At 60.6% G+C, this 23773-nt stretch carries 21 protein-coding genes; 14 read left to right on the forward strand and 7 right to left on the reverse strand.

The features are described 5' to 3' along the window. The first annotated feature begins 28 nt into the window (after nucleotides 1-28). Both AC1RO0_RS11000 and AC1RO0_RS11005 read left to right on the forward strand, forming a co-directional pair. The gene (locus AC1RO0_RS11000; RefSeq protein WP_498592919.1) at nucleotides 29-1543 is read left to right on the forward strand and encodes a DUF5060 domain-containing protein; all 1515 of its coding nucleotides are present in this window, start codon (nucleotides 29-31) and stop codon (nucleotides 1541-1543) included. A gap of 24 nt (nucleotides 1544-1567) precedes the next feature. Continuing rightward, nucleotides 1568-2632 carry an ABC transporter ATP-binding protein gene (locus AC1RO0_RS11005; RefSeq protein ID WP_498592920.1) on the forward strand — a complete coding sequence of 355 codons (1065 nt, stop codon included), beginning with the start codon at nucleotides 1568-1570 and terminating at the stop codon, nucleotides 2630-2632. Between the two features lie 12 nt (nucleotides 2633-2644). On the opposite strand, the gene AC1RO0_RS11010 is transcribed toward AC1RO0_RS11005, so the two are convergent. Both AC1RO0_RS11010 and AC1RO0_RS11015 read right to left on the reverse strand, forming a co-directional pair. Beyond that, a complete protein-coding gene (locus AC1RO0_RS11010; protein ID WP_498592921.1) occupies nucleotides 2645-3085 on the reverse strand; it encodes a DoxX family protein in 441 nt (146 codons plus the stop codon). After that, nucleotides 3085-3447 (reverse strand): hypothetical protein, encoded by a 363-nt coding sequence (locus tag AC1RO0_RS11015; RefSeq protein ID WP_498592922.1) that lies wholly within the window; start codon nucleotides 3445-3447, stop codon nucleotides 3085-3087. Before AC1RO0_RS11015 ends, AC1RO0_RS11010 begins: the two co-directional genes overlap by 1 nt. Nucleotides 3448-3664: 217 nt before the next feature. Between AC1RO0_RS11015 and AC1RO0_RS11020 the strand changes: the two genes are divergently transcribed. Further along, entirely contained in the window at nucleotides 3665-4057 is a 393-nt protein-coding gene (locus AC1RO0_RS11020; RefSeq protein WP_498592923.1) for a hypothetical protein, read from the forward strand. A 44-nt stretch (nucleotides 4058-4101) separates the two neighbouring features. On the opposite strand, the gene AC1RO0_RS11025 is transcribed toward AC1RO0_RS11020, so the two are convergent. The 3 genes from AC1RO0_RS11025 to AC1RO0_RS11035 all read right to left on the reverse strand — a co-directional run bounded on the left by AC1RO0_RS11025 (nucleotide 4102) and on the right by AC1RO0_RS11035 (nucleotide 7743). Then, nucleotides 4102-5229, reverse strand: a complete 1128-nt coding sequence (locus AC1RO0_RS11025; RefSeq protein WP_498592924.1) for an NAD(P)/FAD-dependent oxidoreductase — start codon at nucleotides 5227-5229, stop codon at nucleotides 4102-4104. A 61-nt stretch (nucleotides 5230-5290) separates the two neighbouring features. Next, complete coding sequence (locus AC1RO0_RS11030; RefSeq protein WP_498592925.1) at nucleotides 5291-6811, reverse strand: amino acid ABC transporter permease/ATP-binding protein; 1521 nt, start codon at nucleotides 6809-6811, stop codon at nucleotides 5291-5293. A gap of 104 nt (nucleotides 6812-6915) precedes the next feature. Next, entirely contained in the window at nucleotides 6916-7743 is an 828-nt protein-coding gene (locus AC1RO0_RS11035; RefSeq protein ID WP_498592926.1) for an ABC transporter substrate-binding protein, read from the reverse strand. 188 nt (nucleotides 7744-7931) lie between these two features. Here AC1RO0_RS11035 and AC1RO0_RS11040 point away from each other — a divergent pair, with 188 nt between their 5' ends. Then, the gene (locus AC1RO0_RS11040; protein WP_498592927.1) at nucleotides 7932-9011 is read left to right on the forward strand and encodes a LacI family DNA-binding transcriptional regulator; all 1080 of its coding nucleotides are present in this window, start codon (nucleotides 7932-7934) and stop codon (nucleotides 9009-9011) included. A 50-nt stretch (nucleotides 9012-9061) separates the two neighbouring features. Here the strand turns inward: AC1RO0_RS11040 and AC1RO0_RS11045 are convergent, their stop codons facing one another. Next, a complete protein-coding gene (locus tag AC1RO0_RS11045; RefSeq protein WP_498592928.1) occupies nucleotides 9062-9970 on the reverse strand; it encodes a DMT family transporter in 909 nt (302 codons plus the stop codon). A gap of 116 nt (nucleotides 9971-10086) precedes the next feature. Between AC1RO0_RS11045 and AC1RO0_RS11050 the strand changes: the two genes are divergently transcribed. Beyond that, nucleotides 10087-10962, forward strand: coding sequence for a LysR substrate-binding domain-containing protein (locus AC1RO0_RS11050; RefSeq protein WP_498592929.1), 876 nt, complete (start codon nucleotides 10087-10089; stop codon nucleotides 10960-10962). On the opposite strand, the gene AC1RO0_RS11055 is transcribed toward AC1RO0_RS11050, so the two are convergent. Beyond that, nucleotides 10937-11929 (reverse strand): GlxA family transcriptional regulator, encoded by a 993-nt coding sequence (locus AC1RO0_RS11055; protein WP_498592930.1) that lies wholly within the window; start codon nucleotides 11927-11929, stop codon nucleotides 10937-10939. The genes AC1RO0_RS11050 and AC1RO0_RS11055 overlap by 26 nt on opposite strands. Before the next feature lie 103 nt (nucleotides 11930-12032). Between AC1RO0_RS11055 and bcoG the strand changes: the two genes are divergently transcribed. The 9 genes from bcoG (at nucleotide 12033) to AC1RO0_RS11100 (ending at nucleotide 23729) form a co-directional block, all read left to right on the forward strand. Then, nucleotides 12033-12935, forward strand: coding sequence for a 3-dehydrocarnitine:acetyl-CoA trimethylamine transferase BcoG (bcoG, locus tag AC1RO0_RS11060; RefSeq protein ID WP_498592931.1), 903 nt, complete (start codon nucleotides 12033-12035; stop codon nucleotides 12933-12935). A gap of 7 nt (nucleotides 12936-12942) precedes the next feature. Then, on the forward strand, nucleotides 12943-14433 hold the full coding sequence (locus tag AC1RO0_RS11065) for a carnitine 3-dehydrogenase (RefSeq protein WP_498592932.1): 1491 nt from the start codon (nucleotides 12943-12945) through the stop codon (nucleotides 14431-14433). A gap of 12 nt (nucleotides 14434-14445) precedes the next feature. After that, complete coding sequence (locus tag AC1RO0_RS11070) at nucleotides 14446-15606, forward strand: acyl-CoA dehydrogenase family protein (protein ID WP_498592933.1); 1161 nt, start codon at nucleotides 14446-14448, stop codon at nucleotides 15604-15606. A gap of 4 nt (nucleotides 15607-15610) precedes the next feature. After that, nucleotides 15611-17668: an acetate--CoA ligase family protein gene (locus tag AC1RO0_RS11075; protein WP_498592934.1), complete on the forward strand. Its 2058-nt coding sequence runs from the start codon at nucleotides 15611-15613 to the stop codon at nucleotides 17666-17668. 6 nt (nucleotides 17669-17674) lie between these two features. After that, complete coding sequence (locus tag AC1RO0_RS11080; RefSeq protein ID WP_498592935.1) at nucleotides 17675-18457, forward strand: carnitinyl-CoA dehydratase; 783 nt, start codon at nucleotides 17675-17677, stop codon at nucleotides 18455-18457. A 129-nt stretch (nucleotides 18458-18586) separates the two neighbouring features. After that, nucleotides 18587-20176, forward strand: coding sequence for an ABC transporter substrate-binding protein (locus AC1RO0_RS11085; RefSeq protein WP_498592936.1), 1590 nt, complete (start codon nucleotides 18587-18589; stop codon nucleotides 20174-20176). A gap of 97 nt (nucleotides 20177-20273) precedes the next feature. Then, nucleotides 20274-21281: an ABC transporter permease gene (locus tag AC1RO0_RS11090; RefSeq protein WP_498592937.1), complete on the forward strand. Its 1008-nt coding sequence runs from the start codon at nucleotides 20274-20276 to the stop codon at nucleotides 21279-21281. Next, a complete protein-coding gene (locus tag AC1RO0_RS11095) occupies nucleotides 21278-22105 on the forward strand; it encodes an ABC transporter permease (protein ID WP_007694889.1) in 828 nt (275 codons plus the stop codon). The genes AC1RO0_RS11090 and AC1RO0_RS11095 overlap by 4 nt, the downstream gene beginning before the upstream one ends. Then, nucleotides 22098-23729: an ABC transporter ATP-binding protein gene (locus AC1RO0_RS11100; protein WP_498592938.1), complete on the forward strand. Its 1632-nt coding sequence runs from the start codon at nucleotides 22098-22100 to the stop codon at nucleotides 23727-23729. Before AC1RO0_RS11095 ends, AC1RO0_RS11100 begins: the two co-directional genes overlap by 8 nt. Nucleotides 23730-23773 lie beyond the last annotated feature (44 nt).

The raw sequence follows: 23773 nt of genomic DNA on the forward strand, positions 1-23773 counted from the left end.
AATTCCAAAGTCTTTCGAGGAGAACATCATGTCCAATGCAACCGTCGAAAAATGGGGCGTCTTCGAGGCAGCCTTCAACGGTCCTTCGGGCGGTAATCCCTATCTCGACGTGGCATTCGATGCCGTTTTCAGCCAGAACAGCCGTGAGGTCCGCGTGCCCGGCTTCTACGATGGCGGCGGCATCTATCGCGTCCGCTTCATGCCCGACAACGAAGGCGAATGGTCCTTCAGGACGCGTTCCAAGACCGCGGAGCTCGACGGCAACACCGGCTCGCTCATCGCCACAGAACCGTCCGACGGCAACCACGGACCTGTGCGCGTGCGCAACAAATTCCATTTCGCCTATGCGGACGGCGAGCCATTTCTCTCCGTCGGGACGACTTGCTATGCATGGACGCATCAGCCGCTGGAAATGCAGGCGCAGACGCTTGAGACGCTGAAGAACGCACGCTTCAACAAGATCCGCATGGGTGTGTTTCCGAAGGACTATCCCTACAACGTCAACGAACCTCTCTATCCCTGCTTCGAGAAGGGCGCCGATGGCAAAGAGGATTTCGACCGTCCGAACCCAATTCTCTTCCGGCATTTCGAGAAACAGGTGGCTGCCCTTTGCGCGCTCGGCATCGAAGCCGATATCATCATGTTCCATCCCTATGATCGCTGGGGCTATGCCGACATGTCGGCCGAGCAGGATTTCCGCTATGTCGAATATCTCGCCGCCCGGCTTGCAGCCTACCGGAACGTCTGGTGGGCGCTCGCCAACGAATACGACTTCCTCCTCGACACCAAACCGATGGCGCAGTGGGATCGCTATTTCCATATCCTCGAGGAGAACGATCCCTACGGCCATCTGAAATCGATCCACAACGGCGAGCAGACGATGAATTTCGACCATCGCAAGCCCTGGGTCACCCATACCTGCATCCAGAACTGGGACGTCAAGCGGACGCAGGAATGGCGGGACGCCTATGGCAAGCCTGTCGTCAACGACGAGCCGGAATATGAAGGCGACATCATCCAGTCCTGGGGCAACCTGACGGCGCAGGAGCTCGTCCATCGCTTCTGGCTCACGATGATGCGCGGCGGCTATGCCGGCCACGGCGAAACCTACTCGCATCCGCAGGATCTCATCTGGTGGGCCAAGGGCGGCGAACTGCGCGGCGAGGCATGGAAGCGCATCGGCTTCCTGCGCGACTTGCTGGAGCAGGACGTCGTTGGCGGGCTCGAACCGCTCGGGGCCTATGGCGAATGGCCCTGGACGCGTGTCTCCGGGGCTCGCGACGGCAATGTCAGCTATATCTATCTCGGCGAACACCAGCCCGTCATCTGGTCGACGGGCCTGCCCAAGGATGGCACCGACTACGACGTCGACGTCATCGATACCTGGGAGATGACCGTTACCCCGGCAAGGAAAGTGGACGCTCCGATCCCGCATCCTACGCGGCACGGCGCGATCGTGCGCGGCGGCAAGCCGGACGCCGCCTTTGGTGTCGAACTGCCGGGCAAGCCATACCAGGCCCTTCGCATCCGTAAAAAGAACTGATCAGGCCTCACAGGGAGGAATTTCATGTCCGAAGTGAGCATCAAGAACGTTAAGAAGTCCTACGGAGCAGTGGATATCATCCATGGCGTCGATGTCGACATATCGGACGGCGAATTCGTCATTCTCGTCGGGCCATCGGGCTGCGGCAAGTCAACGCTTCTGCGGATGATCGCGGGGCTGGAGGAAATCACCGGCGGCGAGATCTCCATCGGCGGGCGCGTCGTCAACAATCTCCAGCCGAAGGATCGCGACATCGCGATGGTCTTCCAGAACTATGCGCTTTATCCGCAGATGACCGTCGCCCAGAACATGGGCTTCGCGCTGGAGCTTGCCGGCGCGAAGCGTCCCGAGATCGAGCGGAAGGTCGGCGAGGCGGCGCAAATTCTCGGGCTTCAGCCATTGCTCGGCCGCAAGCCCGCACAGCTTTCCGGCGGCCAGCGCCAGCGCGTCGCCATGGGCCGCGCCATCGTGCGCGATCCGAAGGTCTTCCTCTTCGATGAACCGCTCTCCAATCTCGATGCCAAATTGCGCGTCAAGATGCGGGCCGAGATCAAGGCGCTGCATCAGCGGCTGAAAACGACCATCGTCTACGTCACCCACGACCAGATCGAGGCGATGACCATGGCCGACAAGATCGTCGTGTTGCAGGGTGGCAAGGTCGAGCAGATCGGAACGCCGCTCGAGCTTTACGACCGGCCGAGAAATGTCTTCGTGGCAGGTTTTCTCGGATCGCCAGCGATGAACTTCCTCGAAGGCAGGCTAACCGGCGGCCCGAAGCCAACCCTGTTGTTACCGAGCGGCACACCGGTCGAACTCCTCGATGCGCCGGCTCAAGCGGAGGGCAAGGATGTCCTCATCGGCATTCGTCCCGAAGACATCTCCTTTGCGACCGACGGCGGTGTACCTGCAACCGTTACAGTCATCGAACCCACAGGTTCCGAGACCCATGTGGCACTGGAGGTTGAGGGCAAGGAGCTGACATGGGTCATGCGGGAGCGCGCGGAGCTGGCCCCGAACCAGAAGGTGCAGCTTTCCTTCAAATCGTCGAATGTTCACTTCTTCGACAAGGTCACCCAGCAGCGCCTGTGAAAGCCCAAGCCATTATCGGATGGCTTGGAGACGGTGCCAGGCGACAACCGCCAGACAGCCGAGCAGGACAATATTCATGGTCAGCGCGTAATCGCCGTGAACAACCGAAAGTTCAAGGATGATGGCAAAACCTTCAACGGCCAGAAGGACGATGATGGCAGATGGTGCGAGGCTGACAAGCACGCCAAGCATGGCCGGCACCAGCAAGGCGCTTGCCGACAGCAATTCGACGATGCCCACGGTACGAACGGCCCATTGGGGAAGGACCATCACGGAATCCATGCCCAGATTGTCGAGATACTCGATCGGTTTCGATATCTTCAAAAAACCCGACAAGCCGAAAACCACGGCGATGGAGGCTTCCAGAAACCAGACTAAGGCGTTTCTCAGCTCCGTCAGAGTTTGACCGGAGATAGTCTCAGATACTTCCGCATGCTCGCGCCCGCTACGCATCAGCGTGGCGCGCGTCTTTCGGCGTCGCTCATGACCGTCAGCACGCGCTTCACGAAAGCGACGCCATCAAACTGCTTTGGCGAACCGGCATCAGAACCATCCTGACGCTCGAAGATGAAGGCCTCGACATTGACGATCGGCAGCTTCAACCGGTTCCGCACCCGACCGATCATCGCCGTATGCGTTATCACAACCCGGCACCCGTTCGGCTCGAACTCGCTCTGCATTCCCGACATCGAGATTGCAGCGACCGAGAGGCCGCGCGCCGACAGGACCGAGCCGATGCTCGTAGCGGCCTGCGGATTGTCGAGACAAATCAGCACGTCCGCCGGGCGATCGGATGGAAGGGAATCAGCTAGCATTTACGACCTCATATTCGAATACGGCCCTATCATAGCAATTCCGGCGTAATGCAATGTTATATGTTGTTACATTTTGTTGCGGCGCGGTCGCTTGATGATCCGCCGCCGCGCCCACCCGCAGCAAACTAAAAAAACACGTCGCAATACAATGCAACACATGTGGCAGGCGAAAACTGGTTTCCTTGTATCGGCCCGGATTCGGGCAAGGAGACCGGATTTGAAACAAACCCGCAATGCAGGATCAGGCGATCCGGAACAATTGCTGAATGGGCTGACGGGTGTCAGACGCTATCTCGGCCAGCAGGGGCGCGTCTATCTTTGGGCCGGCTGTCTCGGCTGCAACGCGATGTTTTGCGTCATCGGCGCAGGCGCCCGCCAGTTCATCATTTTCAACATTCTCTGCCTGTTGGCGTTCGGAGCAAAGACCTTCGAGACCATCCCGCTTGAAACCGGGAATAGCTCTCCCTCGCCTTACAATCGCCCACCGGCCGCCAAGGACTGGAGGCCGGTGCTGACCTTTTCGGCTCAATTGCTTGTCGCCTGCTACGCCATGACGGTGCTCGTCGATAATCTCGCCTCGAGCCCCGTCCTGCTCGGCTCGATCCACTGAGCAAAGCCCCGCCGAAACGGCGAGGCCAAATCGCCCTATATGACCTACTTGGAAAAACGCTCCGGCCGGAAATTGGCCAGCAGTGGATGACGCTTTCCGGTGGCGATCTCATCGGCGAGCAGCTCACCGGCAATCAGTCCGAGCGTCGCGCCGCTGTGGCTGAAGGCGACGAAGTAGCCGGGGATGGACTGCAATTCTCCGAACACCGGGTCGCCGTCGCCCGGAATGGGCTTCGGCCCAACACCATAGTCCGCCAGTTCGAGCTTGGGATTTCCCTCAAGTACTTTCGATGCCTCGCGAAGCAGGCCTTCGAGCGTGGAAGGCTTTATCTCGTAGCTCCCGTCTGCATTGACGCCGACTTCCTCCTCGGACCAAGCGGAATCGAGCGCAAAACCACCGTCCGGTGTCGGGCGAATGGCGACGCGTGGCGTGTTCAAGACCGCTTTCAGCGGGTGCTTGATCGGTTTCGTTCTGACGAGAAGCGCAATCGGCGTTCCGTCGGTGATGTGCTGACCCGCCTCGGCCACGATCGCGGGAACGGCTCCACCGGCCGCAAGCAACACGGCATCGGCATCCCAGCGGACACCGTTCGATGTCGTCACGCCGCAAGCCTGGCCCTCTTCGACATTGATGGTCGCGCGTCCGGCGTCGGTGACGATCTCGCCGCCCAGCGCCTTGAACTCCTCGGCGAGAGCGCCGATCAGCGATGGCAGATCGACCCAGCCCTCGCCGGGATTGAACTTGGCACCCTGCGGCGTCACCGTGCTGGCATCGACGCCCGGCGTCGTCTCGGCGACCTTCGACGGGGCGAGCAGCAGAGCGTGATAGCCGAGATTGCGTTCGTATTCGAAAACCTCGGCGATCTCATTGCCCCGGCCATCCGCATCCCAGGTCAGCCCGCCGTCGAAACGCAGCCACTGCGCATCCGGATATTTGGCGGCGAGCGTCCGGTAACGGTCGATGCCGGCCATGCGCAGCCGATGATAGGCGTTGGAACGCTTTCGCGCCGAATTGAGCCAGGCGAGCGAACGGCCGGAGGCGCCGTTCGCCAGCGGACCGTCATTGATGATCACCGTGCGGACACCGAGCCGCGCGAGATGAAGTGCGGTCGAAACTCCGAAAATCCCGCCGCCAACGACGATGACCTTCGAAGGCTGAGTGGAAGCATGCATGTTGGATAACCTTATCTATTGACGTTGTCTGGTTGTGAAAATCCGTAATGGCCGAGCGGCATCAAAGAACTTCCGCGAGGAAGCGCTTCAACCGCTCACTTTGCGGACTGTCGAAAATTTGCTGCGGCGAACCCGCTTCGATGATGCGGCCTTCATCCATGAACACGACTTGATCGGCAACCCTGCGGGCGAATCCCATCTCGTGGGTCACGACAGCCATCGTCATGCCCTGCCGCCCAAGGTTCGCCATCAGGTCGAGAACGCCCTTGACCAGTTCGGGATCGAGCGCGCTCGTCACTTCATCAAACAGGATGACCTCGGGATCCATCGCCAGCGCACGGGCGATGGCGACGCGCTGCTGTTGTCCGCCCGACAGGCCAGACGGCCGATGATCCTTGCGTTCGGCAAGACCGACCTCAGCAAGGCGAGCTTCAGCGATCCGCCGCGCTTCGGCTCTGGGCATCCTCTTGATCTTCGTCAGCGACAGCATGACGTTTTCGAGCGCTGTGTGGTCGGGAAAGAGGTTGAAGTGCTGGAACACCATGCCGACACGCCGGCGCAGACTCTCCGGCTTCATCACCAGGATGCTTTCACCATCAAGCAGAATGTTGCCGCGCTTCGGCTCCACCAGCCGGTTCAGGCACCGCAGAAGCGTGGACTTGCCAGAACCCGATGGCCCGATGATGCAGGTCACTGTCCCTGGAGCAATATCAAGATCGACGCCCTTCAGCACATCGAGATCGCCATAGGCCATGCTGAGATCGCGGACCTTGAGGGCACCTGCCTTGAAGCGTGGTTCGCTGCCAATGGCGGTGTTGGAAGCAGCCCGCAATTCACCCACCTCGACGAGACCGCTTGTCGCCCCCGAGCCACGCCCTTGTCGTCCAAGCCGCAGCCTCGTGTCGATATAGTTGACGAAATGGGTGAGCGGCACGGTGATGACGAGATAGAACACCCCGGCAAGCAGCAAGGGCGACAGATTGCCCGTCACCACGGCCTGATCCTGGCCGACACGGAAAATCTCGCGCTCCGAGGCAAGCAACCCCAGGAAATAGACAAGGCTCGAATCCTTGACGTTGCCGATGAACTGATTGACGAGCGCCGGCAGGACGCGCCGCACGCCTTGCGGGATGACGATCAGCCGCATTCCCTGCCCGTAGCTCATGCTGAGCGCACGGCAGGCTTCCATCTGACCACGCTCGACGCTCTGGATGCCGGACCGGAAGATTTCGCCGATATAGGCGCCAGCGATCAGGCTGAGCGCGATGATGCCGAGCGGAAATGGCGAGGGGCCGAACAGTTCGCGTCCGATGCGGGCAAAGCCCTGGCCGATGATCAGGATCGTCACGATCGCCGGCAGGCCCCGGAAGATATCGGTGTAGATCCGCGCCGGCAGGCGCAGCCAACGTGACTGCGATATGCCCATGACGGCCAGTATCATTCCGATGATGACGCCAAGCACCGTCGAGGCGGCAGCCAGGATCAGCGTATTCTTCAGGCCGACGGTGATCATGCTCGGCAGCACTTCCGCCATTGCATCCCAATCCAGGAAGCTGCGGCGGAGATTTTCAAGCCAATTCATTCCATTCCCCATAAGTTCTTGCGGGGCATACGGATGCAGCCAACCGGCCGGATATCAGCAATGCCGTGGAGGAGCCGCCCGGCAAACGCGGGCGGCTACAAGCTTTATTTCTTGGGTAGATATTGGTCCGGCATCGGTGAGCCCGGAAACCACTTCTCATAAAGCGTCTTCCAGGTTCCATCCTGCATAGCCTCATGAAGCGCTTTGTTCAGCGCCGTGCGAAAGGCATCATTGCCTTTTCGGACCACGAAACCTGCCGGCGCATCGAAGGACGGGATGTTCACGGCGATCTTCAGCGTGGGATAGCGAGTGCCATATTGCTTGGCCGCTTCGTAATCGAGGAAATGAGCATCGATCGTGCCATTGTTGAGCGCTGCAACCGCCGAGTTGTTATCGGGGAACTTAACAAGATCGGCTCCACCAAAGTTCTTGGTGGCGTAAATTTCCTGCAGAGTGCCCTGGACCACGCCGAGACGCTTGCCTTTCAGCGTATCGGCATCCTTGATGCTCGCTTCCGGCGTCAGGACGGAGAGATAGCCGGCTAGATAGCCGTCGGAAAAGTCGACGGTCTTCTTGCGTGCCTCGGTGGTTCCGATCGCGGCAACCGCTACGTCGAAGCGTTCATTGGCGACGGACGGCATCAAGGCCGAAAATTCCTGACCGGTAAAAGTCACCTTGTCCTTCGGGAAGCCCATGCGCGATACGACATTCAGGAACAGCTCGATGTCGAAGCCGGTGAACTGGCCGTCAGCAGTGGCAAAGGTGTAGGGCTTTGCATCGCCCATCGTGCCGACGCTGATGGTCTGCGGGCTAATCAGATTATAGGGATTGTCGGCCGCGGATGCGGATCCGATGCCGGCTGCAAGAAGATAGGCCAGGACGCCAGCTCGTAAAGGAGCGATGGCGGCTGCGAATATGCCAGATTTGCTCATGTTCATTCTCCGCTCTGAAGGGTGCTCTTATCGGCATTTTTATGCGTGATGATCCGCTCCTTCGTCGGACACTGCCGAAGGAAGGATTTGCACAAGAGACCGGTATCTTTTATAAAGAGACCGGTCTCAATGGATATTTGTTAACTTGAGATTGACCTTCCGTCAACAACTCTTGTAACCGTCGTCGCATGGAAAACCTTGTCCCTCCAAAACGCTCCGTCACCGTCGCCGATGTCGCAAAAGCGGCCAAGGTTTCGAAGGCCACGGCAGCGCGGGTTCTCGGCGGTTACGGTGTGGTCAGCGACAAGGTCCGCGCTCAGGTCATGGCTGCGGCTGCAGAGCTCGAGTACCGGCCGAACGAGCTTGCCCGCAGCATGACGACGGGTAAATCCGGCATCATCGGCGTTATCGTCGGCGACATCGAGAACGCCTTTTTCAGCCTCGCCGTCCGAGGCATCAGCGACGCCGCACGCGTGGCGGGCTTCAATGTCATCATCGCCAATTCAGGAGAACAGCTCGACGCCGAGAAATCGGCGGTCGACCTGCTGATCGGCAAGCGTGTCGATGGCCTGATCGTGACACCGGCGCGATGCGACCGCATGGAGCATCTGCAGGATATTCGCCGCGTTGGCGTACCGCTCGTCCTCTTCGACAGAAGCATTCCGGAACTTGGGGTCGATGCGGTGACCGGCGACGACCGCGACGCTGCCATGAACGCAACGAGACATTTGCTTGAGGCAGGACATCGCCGCATCGCCTATATATCCGCCATGGACACCGGTGCCGGTCCGTTCACGGACAGCCGACAGATATCCAACTCCGCAGTGCGCGAGCGTGTGGAGGGCTATTTGAGCGTACAGACCGACGCTGGGCTGAAGGACCCGGAGTACTACGTCCGGCTTGGCGCCACGGATCAGCAGCGGACGGATGCCGTCGTGAAGCGCTTGCTGGCGGAAAAAAACCCGCCGACCGCTCTCGTGGCGTCCGACAGCCTCGTCGGGCTCAGGGTATTCCGCTCTCTGCAGTCCCTGAACCTTTCCATTCCCAGGGACATATCGATGATTTCCTTCCTGGATGCAGACTGGACCACGGTTACCGCTCCGCCGATCACCGTCGTCGACCAGCCGGTCTACGAAATGGGGAAAAAGGCAGCCGAAAGGCTCATTTCGCGGCTGAGCGGCGAGGAGCCGCCCATCGAACGCACGATCGTCGAGACCAGCCTGATCCGGCGCGGCTCGGTGGCGGCACCGCGATCGACCGTGCCGTGAGGCGAAAGCCTGCCATCTTCTCGGGAACAGAAACGGACAGTTACGACATTCTAGGCCGGCATGCGGGCGCGGCGGCCATGCCTGAGATCGACGGCGGTATGCCACACGATCGTCGCAAGGATGATCGCACCGCCCATGAACGTTGCCATCGGCGGCCTCTCGGAAAAGAAGAGCCAGACCCAGAAGGGGGTGAGCACGATCTCCATCGAGCTGATGAGGGCTGCATCGGCCGCCGGCATTCGCCTTGACCCGAAAAGGAATAGGACGAAGGCGAGCGCGAAATTCGTCGCGCCAAATGCCGCCAGCAGCAGCCAATTATAGGTGTCGAGCGAGGCAGTCGAGGCGAAGGGCAGGAAGAGCACGAATGTCAGGAATCCGCTGACGACGCTTGACGGCAGGATCGGCACACTACGGTCGATGCGCGGGATGACGATGATGAGAGCGAAGGTGACCGTCATGCCGAGCGCAAGGAGATCGCCGACGCCGGTGCCGCCCCCAATCGAGGAAGCGACGATTACCGCCACCCCGACGAGACAAACGCCACCGGCAATCAACGTTCGCTTCGCAACGCGCTCCTTCAGCATCGTCCAGCTGAGAAAGGCGGCGATGAACGGCGCCGTTGCATAGATCATGGTCACGTTCGCGACCGTGGTCATGTAGAGCGCACCGATAAAGCAGGCCTGACTTATGGTCTGGCAGACAATCATCGCCAATCCGGCGGGATGAAAAATCGAACTCCACTGGCGCCGCGAAAACCCGCCCTCGAGGAAGAAGCTCGGGATCAACAGGAATATGCCGCCAAACAGTGACCGCCAGGCGATCGCCGTCCATATGTCGGTCGTCAGAAGCCGGGCATAAATACCGCTGCAGCTCCACGCAAGCGTTGCCACGGCCACAAGAACGATGCCCTTCTCATACTCGCTTGAGGAGAAGGTTCGGGCAGGAATCTGAATGGTCATCTAACGGGACTCAAGGAGTGAAGCATCGGGTTGAATGTCATCTGTCTGCGCCGATATTTGACATCAGACAAACGAATAGTAGAGATAGTAGCCATCAGAAAAATTTGTGATCCGTTATGCGCGAACCCATCGAAAGCGATCTGCTCCGGACGTTTCTCGTCATCACCGAGACGTCAAATTTCTCCGCCGCCGCCCAGCGCATCGGCCGTACGCAATCGGCGGTCAGCGCCCAGATCAAGCGCCTCGAGGAAATCGTTGGCAAAGCATTGTTCGACAGAAGCGCGCGTGGCGTCGCACTGACCCGGGCGGGCAATCAGTTGCTTCCCTATGCACAACGCGTGATCGACCTGCTGACCGAGGCGGCAGCCACCATCCGCACCAAGCCGCTGGACGGCCCGGTCCGGATCGGCATTCCGGAGGAGTACAGCCAGACCATACTACCGGCGGCGCTTGCTGCCTTCGCTATTCGGCACCCCGCCGTCGAAGTCACCGTTACCTGCGACTATACCTCACACAATCTTGCTGCCCTGGAGCGAGACGAGCTCGATCTCGCTGTTGTCTTCGACTGGAGCGACCAGACCACCGGCGAGGTGCTCTGCATCGACCCGACGGTCTGGGTCACATCGCTGGTGCACCGGCTGCATGACGCAGTACCGCTGCCCATCGCGATCTATCGCGACTCGACATGGTGCCGTGACTTTGCCTTGCGTTCCCTGGAGCAGCAGGGGCGGCGCTATCGTATCGCCTTCATCGCCGATACAAGTTCCGGCCTGAAGAATGCCGTTTCCGCCGGCCTCGCCGTCACGACGCTTTCGCGCAGCAACATTCCGCATGGCTGCCGGGAGCTGACGAGTGACGATGGATTTCCGCCGGTCGATTCCTCCCGCGTCGTACTGCGCCGTAACCCCTATCATTCCAGCGAAGCGATCCGGGAGCTGGCGGAAATGGTGCGCGAAGCCTTCCAGCCTATGTCGGCTCTCCTGCAGCCGTAGAGCGCCCGCGCAAGCGCCGACGCGTGCCCGACGGACTTTCCGAGAAACTGGCACGATAGCTGCGGGAAAAGGCCGAGGCCGAGTTGAAGCCGGTCGCTGCGGCGATCTCGGCAAAGGATTCCTTGGTCTCGATCACCTTGCGACGCGCCGCGTTGAGCCGGAGCGCCAGATAATGCACATGCGGCGGCGCGCCGAAATCGTCCTGAAAAAGGGCCTGGAGATGACGGGCGCTGACCCCGATGCGCCGCGCCAAGCGCGTCAGGACCAGCGGCTGTTCGATATGCTCTTCCATCAGCCGCACGGCCTGGGCGACGCGCGGGTCGCGCAGACGCAAGCCGGCGGTCGACGGCGACAGCTCCATGGCGCCATAGACGGTCGCCGGCTCGTAGATGAAGAGCCGGCTGACTTCGAGCGCCAGCGAATAGCCTTGCCGCCGCCGGATGATTTCCAGCATCAGATCCACCGTTGGCATCGAACCGGCGGTAGTGATGCGCTTGCCGTCGATGACGAAACGATCCTTGACGGCGCGCACCTGCGGATAGGCCAGCGCGAAATCCTCTGTATCCTCCCAATGGACGGCCGCCGACACATTATCGAGAAGGCTCGCTTCGGCCAGCAGCCAGCTGCCGGATTCAATGCCGGCGATCATCGAACGATGGCGCGCAGTCTGCGACAATTGCATCTTCAGCGCCTGTGTGGCGCTGCGCCGCCAATTGTAGCTCGCGAGCACGAAGAGCGGAGCGGTGTCGGTTGATGGCCGGAAATTGCCCGATGCGGGAACCGGAATCAGGCTGGTCGTCTCCACCGACGAACCGTCCACCGTGAACAGCCGCCAGCGATAGAGTTCGCTCCCGGAAATTCGGTTGGCCCCGCGCAGAGGTTCGATCACTGACGCGATCAGGATCAGGTTCGTCTCCGGCAGGATCAGCAGGTCGATATCGAGCGGCGTATCGGATGGCGTGAGCATGGGCATCTCTCGTATTTCCGATAATGTATCGTTTGCTTCCGTAAATGCAAAGCATGAAGCCATCGCTTGCAGCGTAATGCCCTCAATACGAGGGAGAACAAAAATGCCTCTTGCAATGAACCGCGATGTCTTCATCACCTGCGCCGTCACCGGTTCCGGCGACACCGTTTCGAAATCCAGCCACGTTCCGATCACTCCCAAGCAGATCGCGGAATCCGCGATCGACGCCGCCAAAGCTGGGGCGGCAGTTGTTCACTGCCATGTCCGCGATCCTGAAACCGGGGCTGCCAGCCGCCGCAACGATCTCTACAGGGAAGTGACCGACCGCATCCGTTCGGCCGATGTCGATGTGGTGCTCAACCTGACCGCCGGCATGGGCGGCGATCTGATCTTCGGGGATGTCGAAAGCCCCCTGCCCTTGAACGTCAGGGGCACCGACATGGCTGGCGCAACGGAGCGTGTCAGCCATGTCGCCGAATGCCTGCCGGAAATCTGCACGCTCGATTGCGGCACGATGAACTTCAGTCTCGGCGACTACGTCATGACCAACACGCCCTCAATGCTGCGGGCGATGGCGAAGAAGATGACCGATCTCGGTGTTCGCCCCGAAATCGAAGCCTTCGATACCGGTCATCTCTGGTTTGCCAAACAGCTTGCCGAGGAGGGTCTTATTGAGGACCCGGTCCTCATCCAGCTCTGCATGGGCATCCCCTGGGGGGCGCCCGATGACCTCAACACCTTTATGGCGATGGTCAATAACGTTCCACCGAGCTGGACCTTCTCGGCCTTTTCCATCGGCCGCAATGCCATGGCCTATCCCGCCGCGGCCGTGCTTGCCGGCGGCAATGTCCGCGTTGGCCTTGAAGACAATCTCTATGCCGGAAAGGGTCTGCTTGCGACCAATGCGCAGCTCGTCGAAAAGGCGGTGCAGGTCATCGAAGGCATGGGTGCGCGCATCATCGGTCCTGAAGACGTCCGCAAGAAACTGAAACTGACGAAGCGCTGAGGCATCGATGACCAAGATCAACAAGGCAGCCTGCATCGGCGGCGGCGTCATCGGCGGCGGATGGATCGCGCGCTTTCTTTTGGCCGGCATCGATGTCGATGTCTTCGATCCGCATCCGGAAGCGACCCGCATCGTCGGCGAAGTCTTGGCGAATGCCGAAAAGGCCTATGCGATGCTGACCGGCGCACCGCTTCCCGCGCGCGGCAAGCTCACCTTCCGCGAGACGCTGGAAGAAGCCGTCGCCGGCGCGGATTGGATTCAGGAAAGCGTTCCCGAGCGGCTTGATCTCAAGCGCAAGGTACTGACGCAGATCGATGCGGCGGCAAGGCCGGATGCGTTGATAGGCTCCTCGACCTCTGGCCTGCTACCATCAGACCTGCAGCGCGACATGCGCCACCCCGAACGCCTCTTCGTCGCCCATCCCTATAATCCGGTCTATCTGCTGCCACTGGTCGAAATCGTCGGCGGTGAGAAGACGTCGAAGGAAACGATCAAGGCCGCCATGGACCGGCTGCCGCCCATCGGCATGAAGGGCGTTCATATCGCCAAGGAGATCGAGGCCTTCGTCGGCGACCGTCTGCTGGAAGCGCTGTGGCGCGAGGCGCTGTGGCTGATCAAGGACGACATCTGCACCGTCGAAACACTGGATGACGTCATCCGCTATTCCTTCGGCCTGCGCTGGGCGCAGATGGGTCTCTTCCAGACCTACCGTATTGCCGGCGGCGAGGCGGGCATGCGGCACTTCCTGGCGCAATTCGGCCCGGCTCTGCAATGGAACTGGACCAAGCTGATGGATGTCGTCGACCTCGACGACGCGTTGGTCGAGAAGATCGGCCAGCAATCGGACGAGCAAGCCGCTGGCCTGTCGATCCGTGAACTGGAGCGCATCCGCGACGAAAATCTCGTTGGCATCCTGCAGACATTGAAGGGCAGCCATGGCGGCAAGGGCTGGGGCGCCGGCAAGCTGCTCAAGGATTTCGAGCAAAGTCTCTGGGCAACCGGCGGCGGCGAAAAGAAACTTCACGACTTGGCAAGACCGCTGCGTCTCATCGAAACCAAGGTGAGCCCCGCTTGGGTCGACTATAATGGCCACATGACCGAACATCGCTATCTGCAGGTGTTCGGCGATACATCGGACGCACTGCTACGCCTGATCGGCGTCGACTTTGACTATGTCGAACGTGGCCACAGCTACTACACGGTCGAAACCCATATTCGCCACATCGGCGAAGCCAAGCTCGGTCAGGCAATCCATTCGACCTGCCAGCTCCTGTCCGCCGATGAGAAGCGGCTGCATCTGTTCCACACGATCCACGACACGGCGACGGGCGACGTTATCGCCACCGCCGAACATATGCTGCTGCATGTCGACGCCAAGGCGAGCAAAGCTGCCCCCGCGCCGGAGGAGGTGCTGCGCAAAATAGGGTCGATCGCCGAGGCTCATGCAAAACTGCCCCTGCCGGATGGCATCGGGCGCCATGTCGGACAAAAGCGCTAGGAGGAAGCGGAAATGAATTTCGGGCTCAACGAAGAACAGGAAATGATCGTCAAGACCGTCCGTGACTTCGTCGAGACGGAAATCTATCCGCATGAGAACGAGGTCGATCGCACCGGCATCGTGCCGCCGGAGCTTGGAGAAGAGATTCGGCGCAAATGCATCGATCTCGGTTTCTATGCCTGCAATTTTCCCGAAGAGGTCGGCGGCGCCGGTCTCAACCACACCACCTTTACTCTCGTCGAGCGCGAACTCGGCCGCGGCTCGATGGCGCTGACCGTCTTCTTCGGACGCCCCTCCGGAATTCTGATGGCCTGCGAAGGCGAGCAGCGCGAGCGATATCTGCTGCCGGCCGTGCGCGGTGAAAAGATCGATGCTCTTGCCATTACCGAGCCCGATGCCGGCTCGGACATGCGCGGCATGAAATGTGCCGCGCGGCAGGATGGCAGCGATTTCATCCTCAATGGAACCAAGCACTTTATCTCTCATGCCGATGTCGCTGATTTCGTTATTGTCTTTGCCGCCACCGGCGAGGAAGAAACGCCGAAGGGCATCAAGAAGAAGATCACGGCCTTTCTGGTCGATCGTGACACACCCGGCTTCGATATCCGCAAGGGCTATGAATCGGTCTCGCACCGCGGCTATCACAACTCCATCCTGAATTTCACGGACTGCCGGCTTCCGAAATCCCAGGTGCTCGGGGAGGTGCATCACGGTTTCGACATCGCCAATGAATGGCTGTACGGCACGCGCCTGACGGTCGCGGCCACCTGCGTCGGGCGTGCCCGCCGTGTCTTCGATATGGCACTCCCCTATGCGGCGGAACGTAAGCAGTTCGGCCGGCCGATCGGCGCCAATCAGGGCGTATCGTTCAAGCTTGCCGACATGATCACTGAGATCGACGCCGCCGACCTTTTGACGTTGTCTGCCGCCTGGCGGCTCGACGCGGGTCTTTCCGCCAATCGCGAAGTCGCCTCGGCCAAGCTCTACGCCTCGGAAATGCTCGCCCGCGTCACCGACGAAGCCATCCAGATTTTCGGCGGCATGGGGCTGATGGACGATCTGCCGCTCGCCCGTTTCTGGCGTGATGCGCGCGTCGAGCGCATCTGGGACGGAACCTCGGAAATCCAGCGGCATATCATCAGCCGCGATCTCTTGCGGCCTTTCGGAGCATGACCGAATGACCCAACGCTCGCTCGACCGCCTGATCAGACCGCATACGATCGCCGTCTTCGGCGGCCGCGAGGCGCGCCGGGTCATCGAACAATGCGATCGGATGGGATTTGCCGGCGACATTTGGCCGGTGCATCCGACGCTGGAGAGCGTGCTCGGCCGACGCTGCTATCGTTCGGTGGACGAATTGCCGTCAGCACCGGATGCCGCCTTCGTCGGCGTCAACCGTCTGCTGACCGTCGATATCGTCCGCGCGCTTTCAGCCAGAGGAGTGGGCGGCGCGGTATGTTACGCCTCAGGCTTCAGCGAAGCGGTTGCCGAACTCGCTGATGGCGCAACTCTGCAAGCTGCTCTCATTGAAGCAGCCGGGGACATGCCGATTGTTGGGCCGAACTGCTATGGCTTGATCAATGGCCTGGACGGCGCCCTGCTTTGGCCCGACCAGCACGGAATGGTGCGCGTCGAAAGCGGTGTCGCCATTCTCACCCAATCCTCCAACATCGCCATCAATTTAAGCATGCAAAAACGCGGCCTGCCCCTCGCCTATCTGATGACGGCGGGCAACCAGGCGCAAATCGGACTGTCAGATTTGGCTCTCGCCGTCCTAGAGGATCCGCGCGTTACGGCAATCGGCCTTCACATCGAGGGATTCGGCAACGTCCAGGCGCTACAGAAACTTGCCATGCGCGCCCGCGAACTGCGGAAGCCCGTTGTCGCGCTGAAAGTCGGCAAGTCCGAACAGGCACAGCGCGCCGCCGTCTCGCATACGGCATCGCTCGCCGGCAGCGACGCCGTTGCCGATGCGATCCTCGCCCGTCTCGGTATCGGCCGGGTCGCCACGCTGCCGGAACTGATCGAAACGCTGAAACTGCTGCACGTCACCGGTCCACTGACAAGCGATGCCATCTCCTCGATGAGCTGCTCCGGCGGCGAGGCCTCGTTGATGGCCGATGCCGCCACCGGCCGAGCCGTGGATTTCCGTGCTTTGAAGCCCGAGCAGCTGCCTGCCTTGCGGCGTAGTCTCGGCGAGATGGTCACTCTGTCCAATCCACTCGACTATCACACCTTCGTCTGGGGTGATCTTGATCGTCAGACGGAGGCCTTCACGGCCATGTTCGAGGGCGGCTACGCGCTAAACCTCGTTGTCCTTGATTTCCCGCGGAACGATCGCTGCAACGGTGAGGACTGGATGACGACGATCGTCGCCGTCGCCGCTTCGGTAAAGCGGACGAGCGCCCGTGCCGGGATCCTGGCGACCCTGCCGGAAAACATGCCCGAGGCGATTGCCCTGCTGCTTATTCAAGATGGCCTCGTGCCTCTTTGCGGCATCAGCGAAACCATAGCGGCGGCCGAAATTGCAAGCCAGATCGGGGCGGCGTGGCGCGCTCAGCCACCACTGCCGCTGCTCGATACCGCCTTGACCGGAGGCGAGATCGAAACCTTGAACGAGGCGGTCGCCAAGACGGAGCTATCCGCCTTTGGTCTTACCGTTCCCGTCGGAGCGACGGCAGCCAGTCCGGGCGAGGCTGCCGAGCAGGCAGAACGCCTCGGCTTCCCCGTCGCCCTGAAGGCGTTGGGCGTCGAACATAAGTCCGAGGCCGGCGCTGTCGTGCTCAACCTGAGGGATATGGAGGCTGTACGAAGTGCTGCCCAAGGAATGGCGCATGTTGCCTCCGGTTATCTGGTTGAACGGATGATCGAGCGTCCGGTCGCCGAGCTGATCATCGGGGCCGTGCGCGATCCTGTCCTCGGATTGGCTTTGACGGTCGGTGCGGGGGGAATCCTGGTTGAATTGCTTGAAGATTCCGTCATTTTGCCTCTTCCGGTGACAAGAGCGGACGTTCTTGAGGCCATTTCACGCCTGAAAGTCAAAAAACTGATCGAAGGCTATCGCGGCGGCGCGAAAGGCAATCTCGATTTAGTTGTCGATGCCGTCGTATCAACGGCAGAATATGTCGTAAAACACGCCGCGCGGCTTGAAGAACTAGACATTAATCCGTTGATGGTTTTGCCAGACAATCGTGGCGTCGTTGCCGCAGACGCCCTCATCCGGCGAAGGAGGTAGCGGAAGTTGCACAGCCCCATTCGCGTTCGACGCGACAACGGTATCCTGGAGGTCATTATCGACCGGCCGAAGGCGAACGCCATCGACCTTGCGACCAGCCGTGAGATGGGCGTTATTTTCCGCGATTTCCGCGACGATCCCCAGCTGCGCGTGGCGATCATATCCGGTGCCGGCGAGAAATTCTTTTCAGCCGGCTGGGATTTGAAGGCAGCCGCGGCCGGCGACGCGGTCGATGGTGACTATGGCGTCGGCGGTTTCGGCGGCCTGCAGGAGCTCCGCGATCTCAACAAGCCCGTCATCTGCGCCGTCAACGGCATCTGTTGCGGCGGCGGTCTGGAGATCGCCCTTTCCACTGATCTGATCATCGCCGTCGAACACGCGACCTTCGCCCTTCCGGAAATCCGCTCGGGAACGGTCGCGGACGCCGCGTCGATCAAATTGCCGAAGCGCATACCCTATCACATCGCGATGGACATGCTTTTGACCGGCCGCTGGCTTGATGTCGTCGAGGCGAACCGCTGGGGCTTCGTCAACGAAATCGTCGCGGCGGATAAATTGATGGATCGGGCATGGGAACTTGCCCGCCTTTTGGAAAGCGGTCCGCCGCTCGTCTACGCTGCCATCAAGGAAATCGTTCGCGAAGCCGAGGGAACGACATTTCAGACTGCCATGAACAAGATCACCAAAAGGCAGTTTGCGACGGTCGACACCCTTTATTCGAGCGAGGACCAGTTGGAAGGCGCCAAGGCTTTCGCAGAAAAGCGAGCCCCAATTTGGAAAGGAAAATGAGAAAACGGTAGCAACCGTGTGATTTTCCTGCATGATCGCGGGCAACCAAGCTTCAGGCGGAAGAGGAAACCGCTTCTTGAAGCCCAGCCCGAGAATTCTATCAACGCATCAAAAAGAAGGAACTGGGGAATGAGCGATTACACGAAACATCTCGCAAGCCGCGTGACCTCGGGCGGCCTCAGCCGCCGCGAATTCATGGGACGCGCCATGGCAGCCGGCATGACATTGGCACTTGCCGACGCACTTTTCACCGAAAGCGCAATGGCAGCCGAGCCAAAGCACGGCGGCCATTTGAAACTCGGCCTTGAAGGCGGTGCCGCCACCGACAGCAAGGACCCGGCAAAATTCCTGTCGCAGTTCATGTTCTGTATCGGCCGTTGCTGGGGCGACATGCTGGTCGAATCCGACCCGCTCACCGGTGCTGCCGTGCCGTCGCTTGCCGAATCCTGGGAGCCGTCGAAGGACGCCGTCACCTGGACCTTCAAGATCCGCAAGGGCGTGAAGTTCCACAACGGCAAGGATCTGACGATCGACGACGTCGTCGCCACCCTCAAGCGCCATACCGACAGCAAGTCGGAATCGGGCGCCCTCGGCGTCATGAAGTCGATCAAGGAGATCAAGGCCGATGGCGACAACCTCGTCCTGACGCTCACCGAAGGCAACGCCGATATGCCGTTGCTCCTGACCGACTACCATCTCGTCATCCAGCCGAACGGCGGCAACGATGATCCCTTCGCCTCGATCGGCACCGGTCCCTACAAGCTCGTCACCTTTGAGGCCGGCGTGCGCGCCACGCTGGAAAAAAACAAGGACGACTGGCGCAAGGATCGCGGCTATGTCGACTCGATCGAGATCATCGGCATGAACGATGCGACGGCACGTATTGCCGCGCTGTCGTCGGGCCAAGTGCATTACATCAACCGCGTCGACCCGAAGACCGTCGACCTGTTGAAGCGCGCGCCGAATGTCGAAATCCTGGCGACCGCCGGCCGTGGCCACTACGTGTTTATCATGCATTGCAACACGGCGCCGTTCGACAATAACGACCTGCGCCTTGCGCTGAAATACGCCATGGACCGCGAAACCATGGTCAAGAAGATCCTCGGCGGCTACGGCAAGGTCGGCAACGACTTCCCGATCAACAGCACCTATGCCCTCTTCCCCGAAGGCATCGAGCAGCGTGCCTACGATCCTGACAAGGCTTCCTTCCACTACAAGAAGTCCGGCCACAGCGGTTCCGTTCTGCTGCGCACCTCGGAAGTCGCTTTCCCGGGCGCTGTCGATGCCGCCGTGCTCTATCAAGAAAGCTGCAAGAAGGCGGGCATCAACATCGAGGTCAAGCGCGAGCCGGGTGACGGCTACTGGACCAACGTCTGGAACGTCCAGCCCTTCTCCACCTCCTACTGGGGCGGCCGCCCGACACAGGACCAGATGTATTCCACCGCCTATCTCTCAAAGGCGGACTGGAACGACACCCGCTTCCTGCGCCCGGACTTCGACAAGCTTCTGCTTGAGGCCCGCTCGGAACTCGATGAGGCCAAGCGCAAGGAGATGTATCGCTCCATGGCGATGATGGTTCGCGACGAAGGCGGCGTTATCCTGCCGATGTTCAACGACTTCGTGAACGCCTCCACCAAGCAGGTGAAGGGCTACGTTCACGACATCGGCAACGACATGTCGAACGGCTACGTCGCGACCCGCGTCTGGCTGGACGCCTGATGCTCGAAGCCGGGCGAAAACGCCCTCATCTCTAACGAAACCGGGATCGCGGAGACACTTCGCGGTCCTCCCGACGTTTCTGCGCGAGGCATCCATCATGTCCAATACACCACCCAGTACGGTGCTGCCCGGATTGAGGTTCAAGCAGCGTTTTCCGCTGCTGTCCCTCATTGTCGAGCGCTGCGTGCTCAGCCTCGTCCTGCTTTTTGCCGTCTCGATCCTCATCTTCGGCGGCCTTGAAGCTTTGCCAGGCGATTTCGCGACGACCTATCTCGGCCAGTCGGCAACCCCACAGGCCGTTGCCAACATCCGTGCCGATCTTGGTCTCAACCGGCCGATCACGACCCGCTATGTGGAATGGCTCGGTAACGCCGTTCATGGCGATTTCGGCACCTCCTGGGCCAGCAAGAATTCCGTCAGCGAGCAGATCGGCAAGCGCCTCGGCAATTCGCTCTTTCTTGCGGCCTTCGCTGCGCTGATATCCGTACCGCTCGCCGTCGGGCTCGGCATGCTGGCCGTACACTTTCGAAATCGGTTGCCGGACAAGATCATCAATGTGATCTCGCTGGCGGCGATTTCACTACCGGAATTCTTCATCGGCTATCTGCTCATCCTGTTTTTCGGCGTGAAATTCGGAATCGCGACCTTTCCGGCAACCGTCTATGACGGCATGGATTTTCTCGATCGGCTGAAGGCCATCGCCCTGCCGACGGCGACTTTGGTGCTCGTCGTGCTTGCCCACATGATGCGTATGACGCGGGCCGCGATCCTCTCGGTGATGTCGTCGGCCTATATGGAGACGGCCGAATTGAAAGGCCTTAGTGCCTTCCGTTCGATCGTCAAGCATGCAGCGCCCAATGCGTTGGCGCCGATCATCAACGTCATCGCACTGAACCTTGCCTATCTCATCGTCGGCGTCGTCGTGGTCGAGGTGGTCTTCGTCTATCCCGGCATGGGCCAGTACATGGTCGATGCCGTCACCGTCCGCGACATGCCGGTGGTTCAGGCCTGCGGGCTGATCTTCGCTGCCGTCTACATCCTGCTCAACATGATCGCCGATATCCTCGCGATCGTTGCCAACCCACGCCTGAGGCATCCGCGATGAGATTGAGAGATATCCCCATCACCGCCTGGGTCGGCATGGCAGGCATCCTGCTCGCCTTCATCTGTGCGATCTTCGCCCCCTGGATCGCGCCCTATGGCGAGACCGAAGTCGTCGGCAATGTCTGGCAGGTGGCCGACGCGCAATATTTCTTCGGCCTTGACAATCTCGGCCGCGATATCCTCTCGCGTCTGATCTACGGCGCCCGCACGACGCTGTTCGTGGCGCTTGCCGCAACGATCATCTCGTTCTCGCTCGGCATCATCTTGAGCTTCACCGCCGCCGTCTCACGCGGATTGATCGACGCGGTCTTCTCGCGGTTCAATGATCTGATGATGTCGATCCCGACGCTGATCTTCGCGCTCGTGGTGCTGGCGGTGCTGCCGCAGAACCTAATCGTGCTCATCCTGGTCATGGCGATCCTCGATTCCACCCGTGTCTATCGCCTCGGCCGCGCCGTGGCGCTGGATGTTGCGGTCATGGAATTCGTCGAGGCCGCCAAGCTGCGTGGTGAAGGCAAGATCTGGATCATCTTCCGCGAGATCCTGCCGAACACGCTCTCGCCCTTGCTGGCGGAATTCGGCCTGCGCTTTGCCTTCTCGATCCTGTTCCTCTCGACGCTCTCCTTCCTCGGGCTCGGCATCCAGCCGCCGTCCGCCGATTGGGGCGGCATGGTCAAGGACAACAAGGACGGCATCATCTTCGGCATCTCCGCCGCTCTCGTGCCGGGCTCCGCGATCGCGGCGCTGGCAGTCTGTGTCAATCTGGTGGTCGACTGGCTCTTGAAGCGCACCTCCAGCCTCAAGGGAGGGCGTGGCGATGCCTGAGCTACTTTCCGTTCGCGATCTGAAGATCGAAGCAACCAGCTATCCGCCCGGCGAGCCGCCCAAACGCGTTACCATCGTCGACGGCGTCTCCTTCGACCTGCAAAAGGGCAAGGTGCTCGGCCTGATCGGCGAGTCCGGCGCCGGCAAATCCACCATCGGCCTTTCGGCGCTCGCCTATGGCCGTGGTGGCGCCGAGATCACCGGCGGCCAAGTGCTGCTCGATGGCGTCGATATTCTTCCCTTGGGGAAATCGGGCATCCGAAAAATCCGCGGCGCTCGCGTCTGCTACGTCGCGCAATCGGCGGCAGCCGCCTTCAACCCGGCCCACAAGCTCGGCGAACAGGTGATCGAAGCCTCCGTCAAGCACGGACTGATGACGAAGGACGAAGCGAAGAAGCGGGCGCTCTATCTGTTCCAGGTGCTTGGCCTGCCCAATCCCGAGACCTTCGGCGACCGTTTCCCGCATCAGGTCTCAGGCGGGCAGCTTCAGCGCGCCATGACGGCGATGGCACTCTGCTCCAACCCGGAGCTGATCGTCTTCGACGAGCCGACGACAGCGCTCGACGTGACGACCCAGATCGACGTGCTGGCGGCGATCAAGCATGCCATCGAGGCAACCCACACGGCGGCGCTCTACATCACCCACGACCTTGCCGTCGTCGCGCAGATCTCCGACGACATCATGGTGTTGCGCTACGGCAAGACAGTCGAATACGGCACTGTCCAGCAGATCATCGAGGCGCCACGCGAAGACTATACCCGCGCCCTCGTCAATGTTCGCCAGACGGCGCGGGAAGAGGCGAAAGATCAATCCGACACGCTTCTGAAGGTCGAGAACGTCAGTGCGCAATACTCGAATGGTTTCAAGGTGCTGCACGACGTCTCTCTTCATGTACCGAAAGGCCAGACACTGGCGATCGTCGGCGAATCCGGCTCCGGAAAATCGACGCTTGCCCGCGTCATCACTGGCCTGCTGCCGCCCAGCGACGGCGGGATTTCCTTCGACGGCAAGCCGCTGACGCCGGCCCTGAAGAACCGCTCGCGCGACGAGCTGCGGCGTATCCAGCTGATCTACCAGATGGCCGATACCGCAATGAACCCGCGCCAGACCGTGCGTGACATCATCGGCCGTCCCCTCACCTTCTATTACGGCCTGCGAGGTGCGGCGAAAACCGCGCGGGTGAAGGAATTGCTCGAGCAGATCGAGATGAGCAAGGGCTTCATCGACCGTTATCCGGCCGAGCTATCCGGCGGCCAGAAACAGCGCGTCGCGATTGCCCGAGCCCTTGCGGCCAAGCCGGAGATCATCCTCTGCGACGAACCCACTTCAGCGCTTGACCCGCTCGTCGCCGAAGGCATCCTCAACCTGCTTCTGAGATTGCAGGCGGAAGCGCATCTTTCCTATATCTTCATCACCCACGATATCGCCATCGTCCGCGCCATCGCCGACAGCGTCGCGGTCATGCATCGCGGCAAACTCGTGCGCTTCGGGCCGAAATCGAAGGTGCTGTCGCCGCCCTTCGACGACTACACGGATCTGCTGCTGAAGTCGGTGCCGGAAATGGAGATCGGCTGGCTGGAGAAGGTGCTGACGACCAGGAAGATGGAAAGCGCCGGCAATTGATGACTCGAGTATCAAGCCCTAGTGGTTCAGTACTTGCTCGCTTT

This window comes from Rhizobium sp. GW821-FHT14E12 (assembly GCF_058803745.1).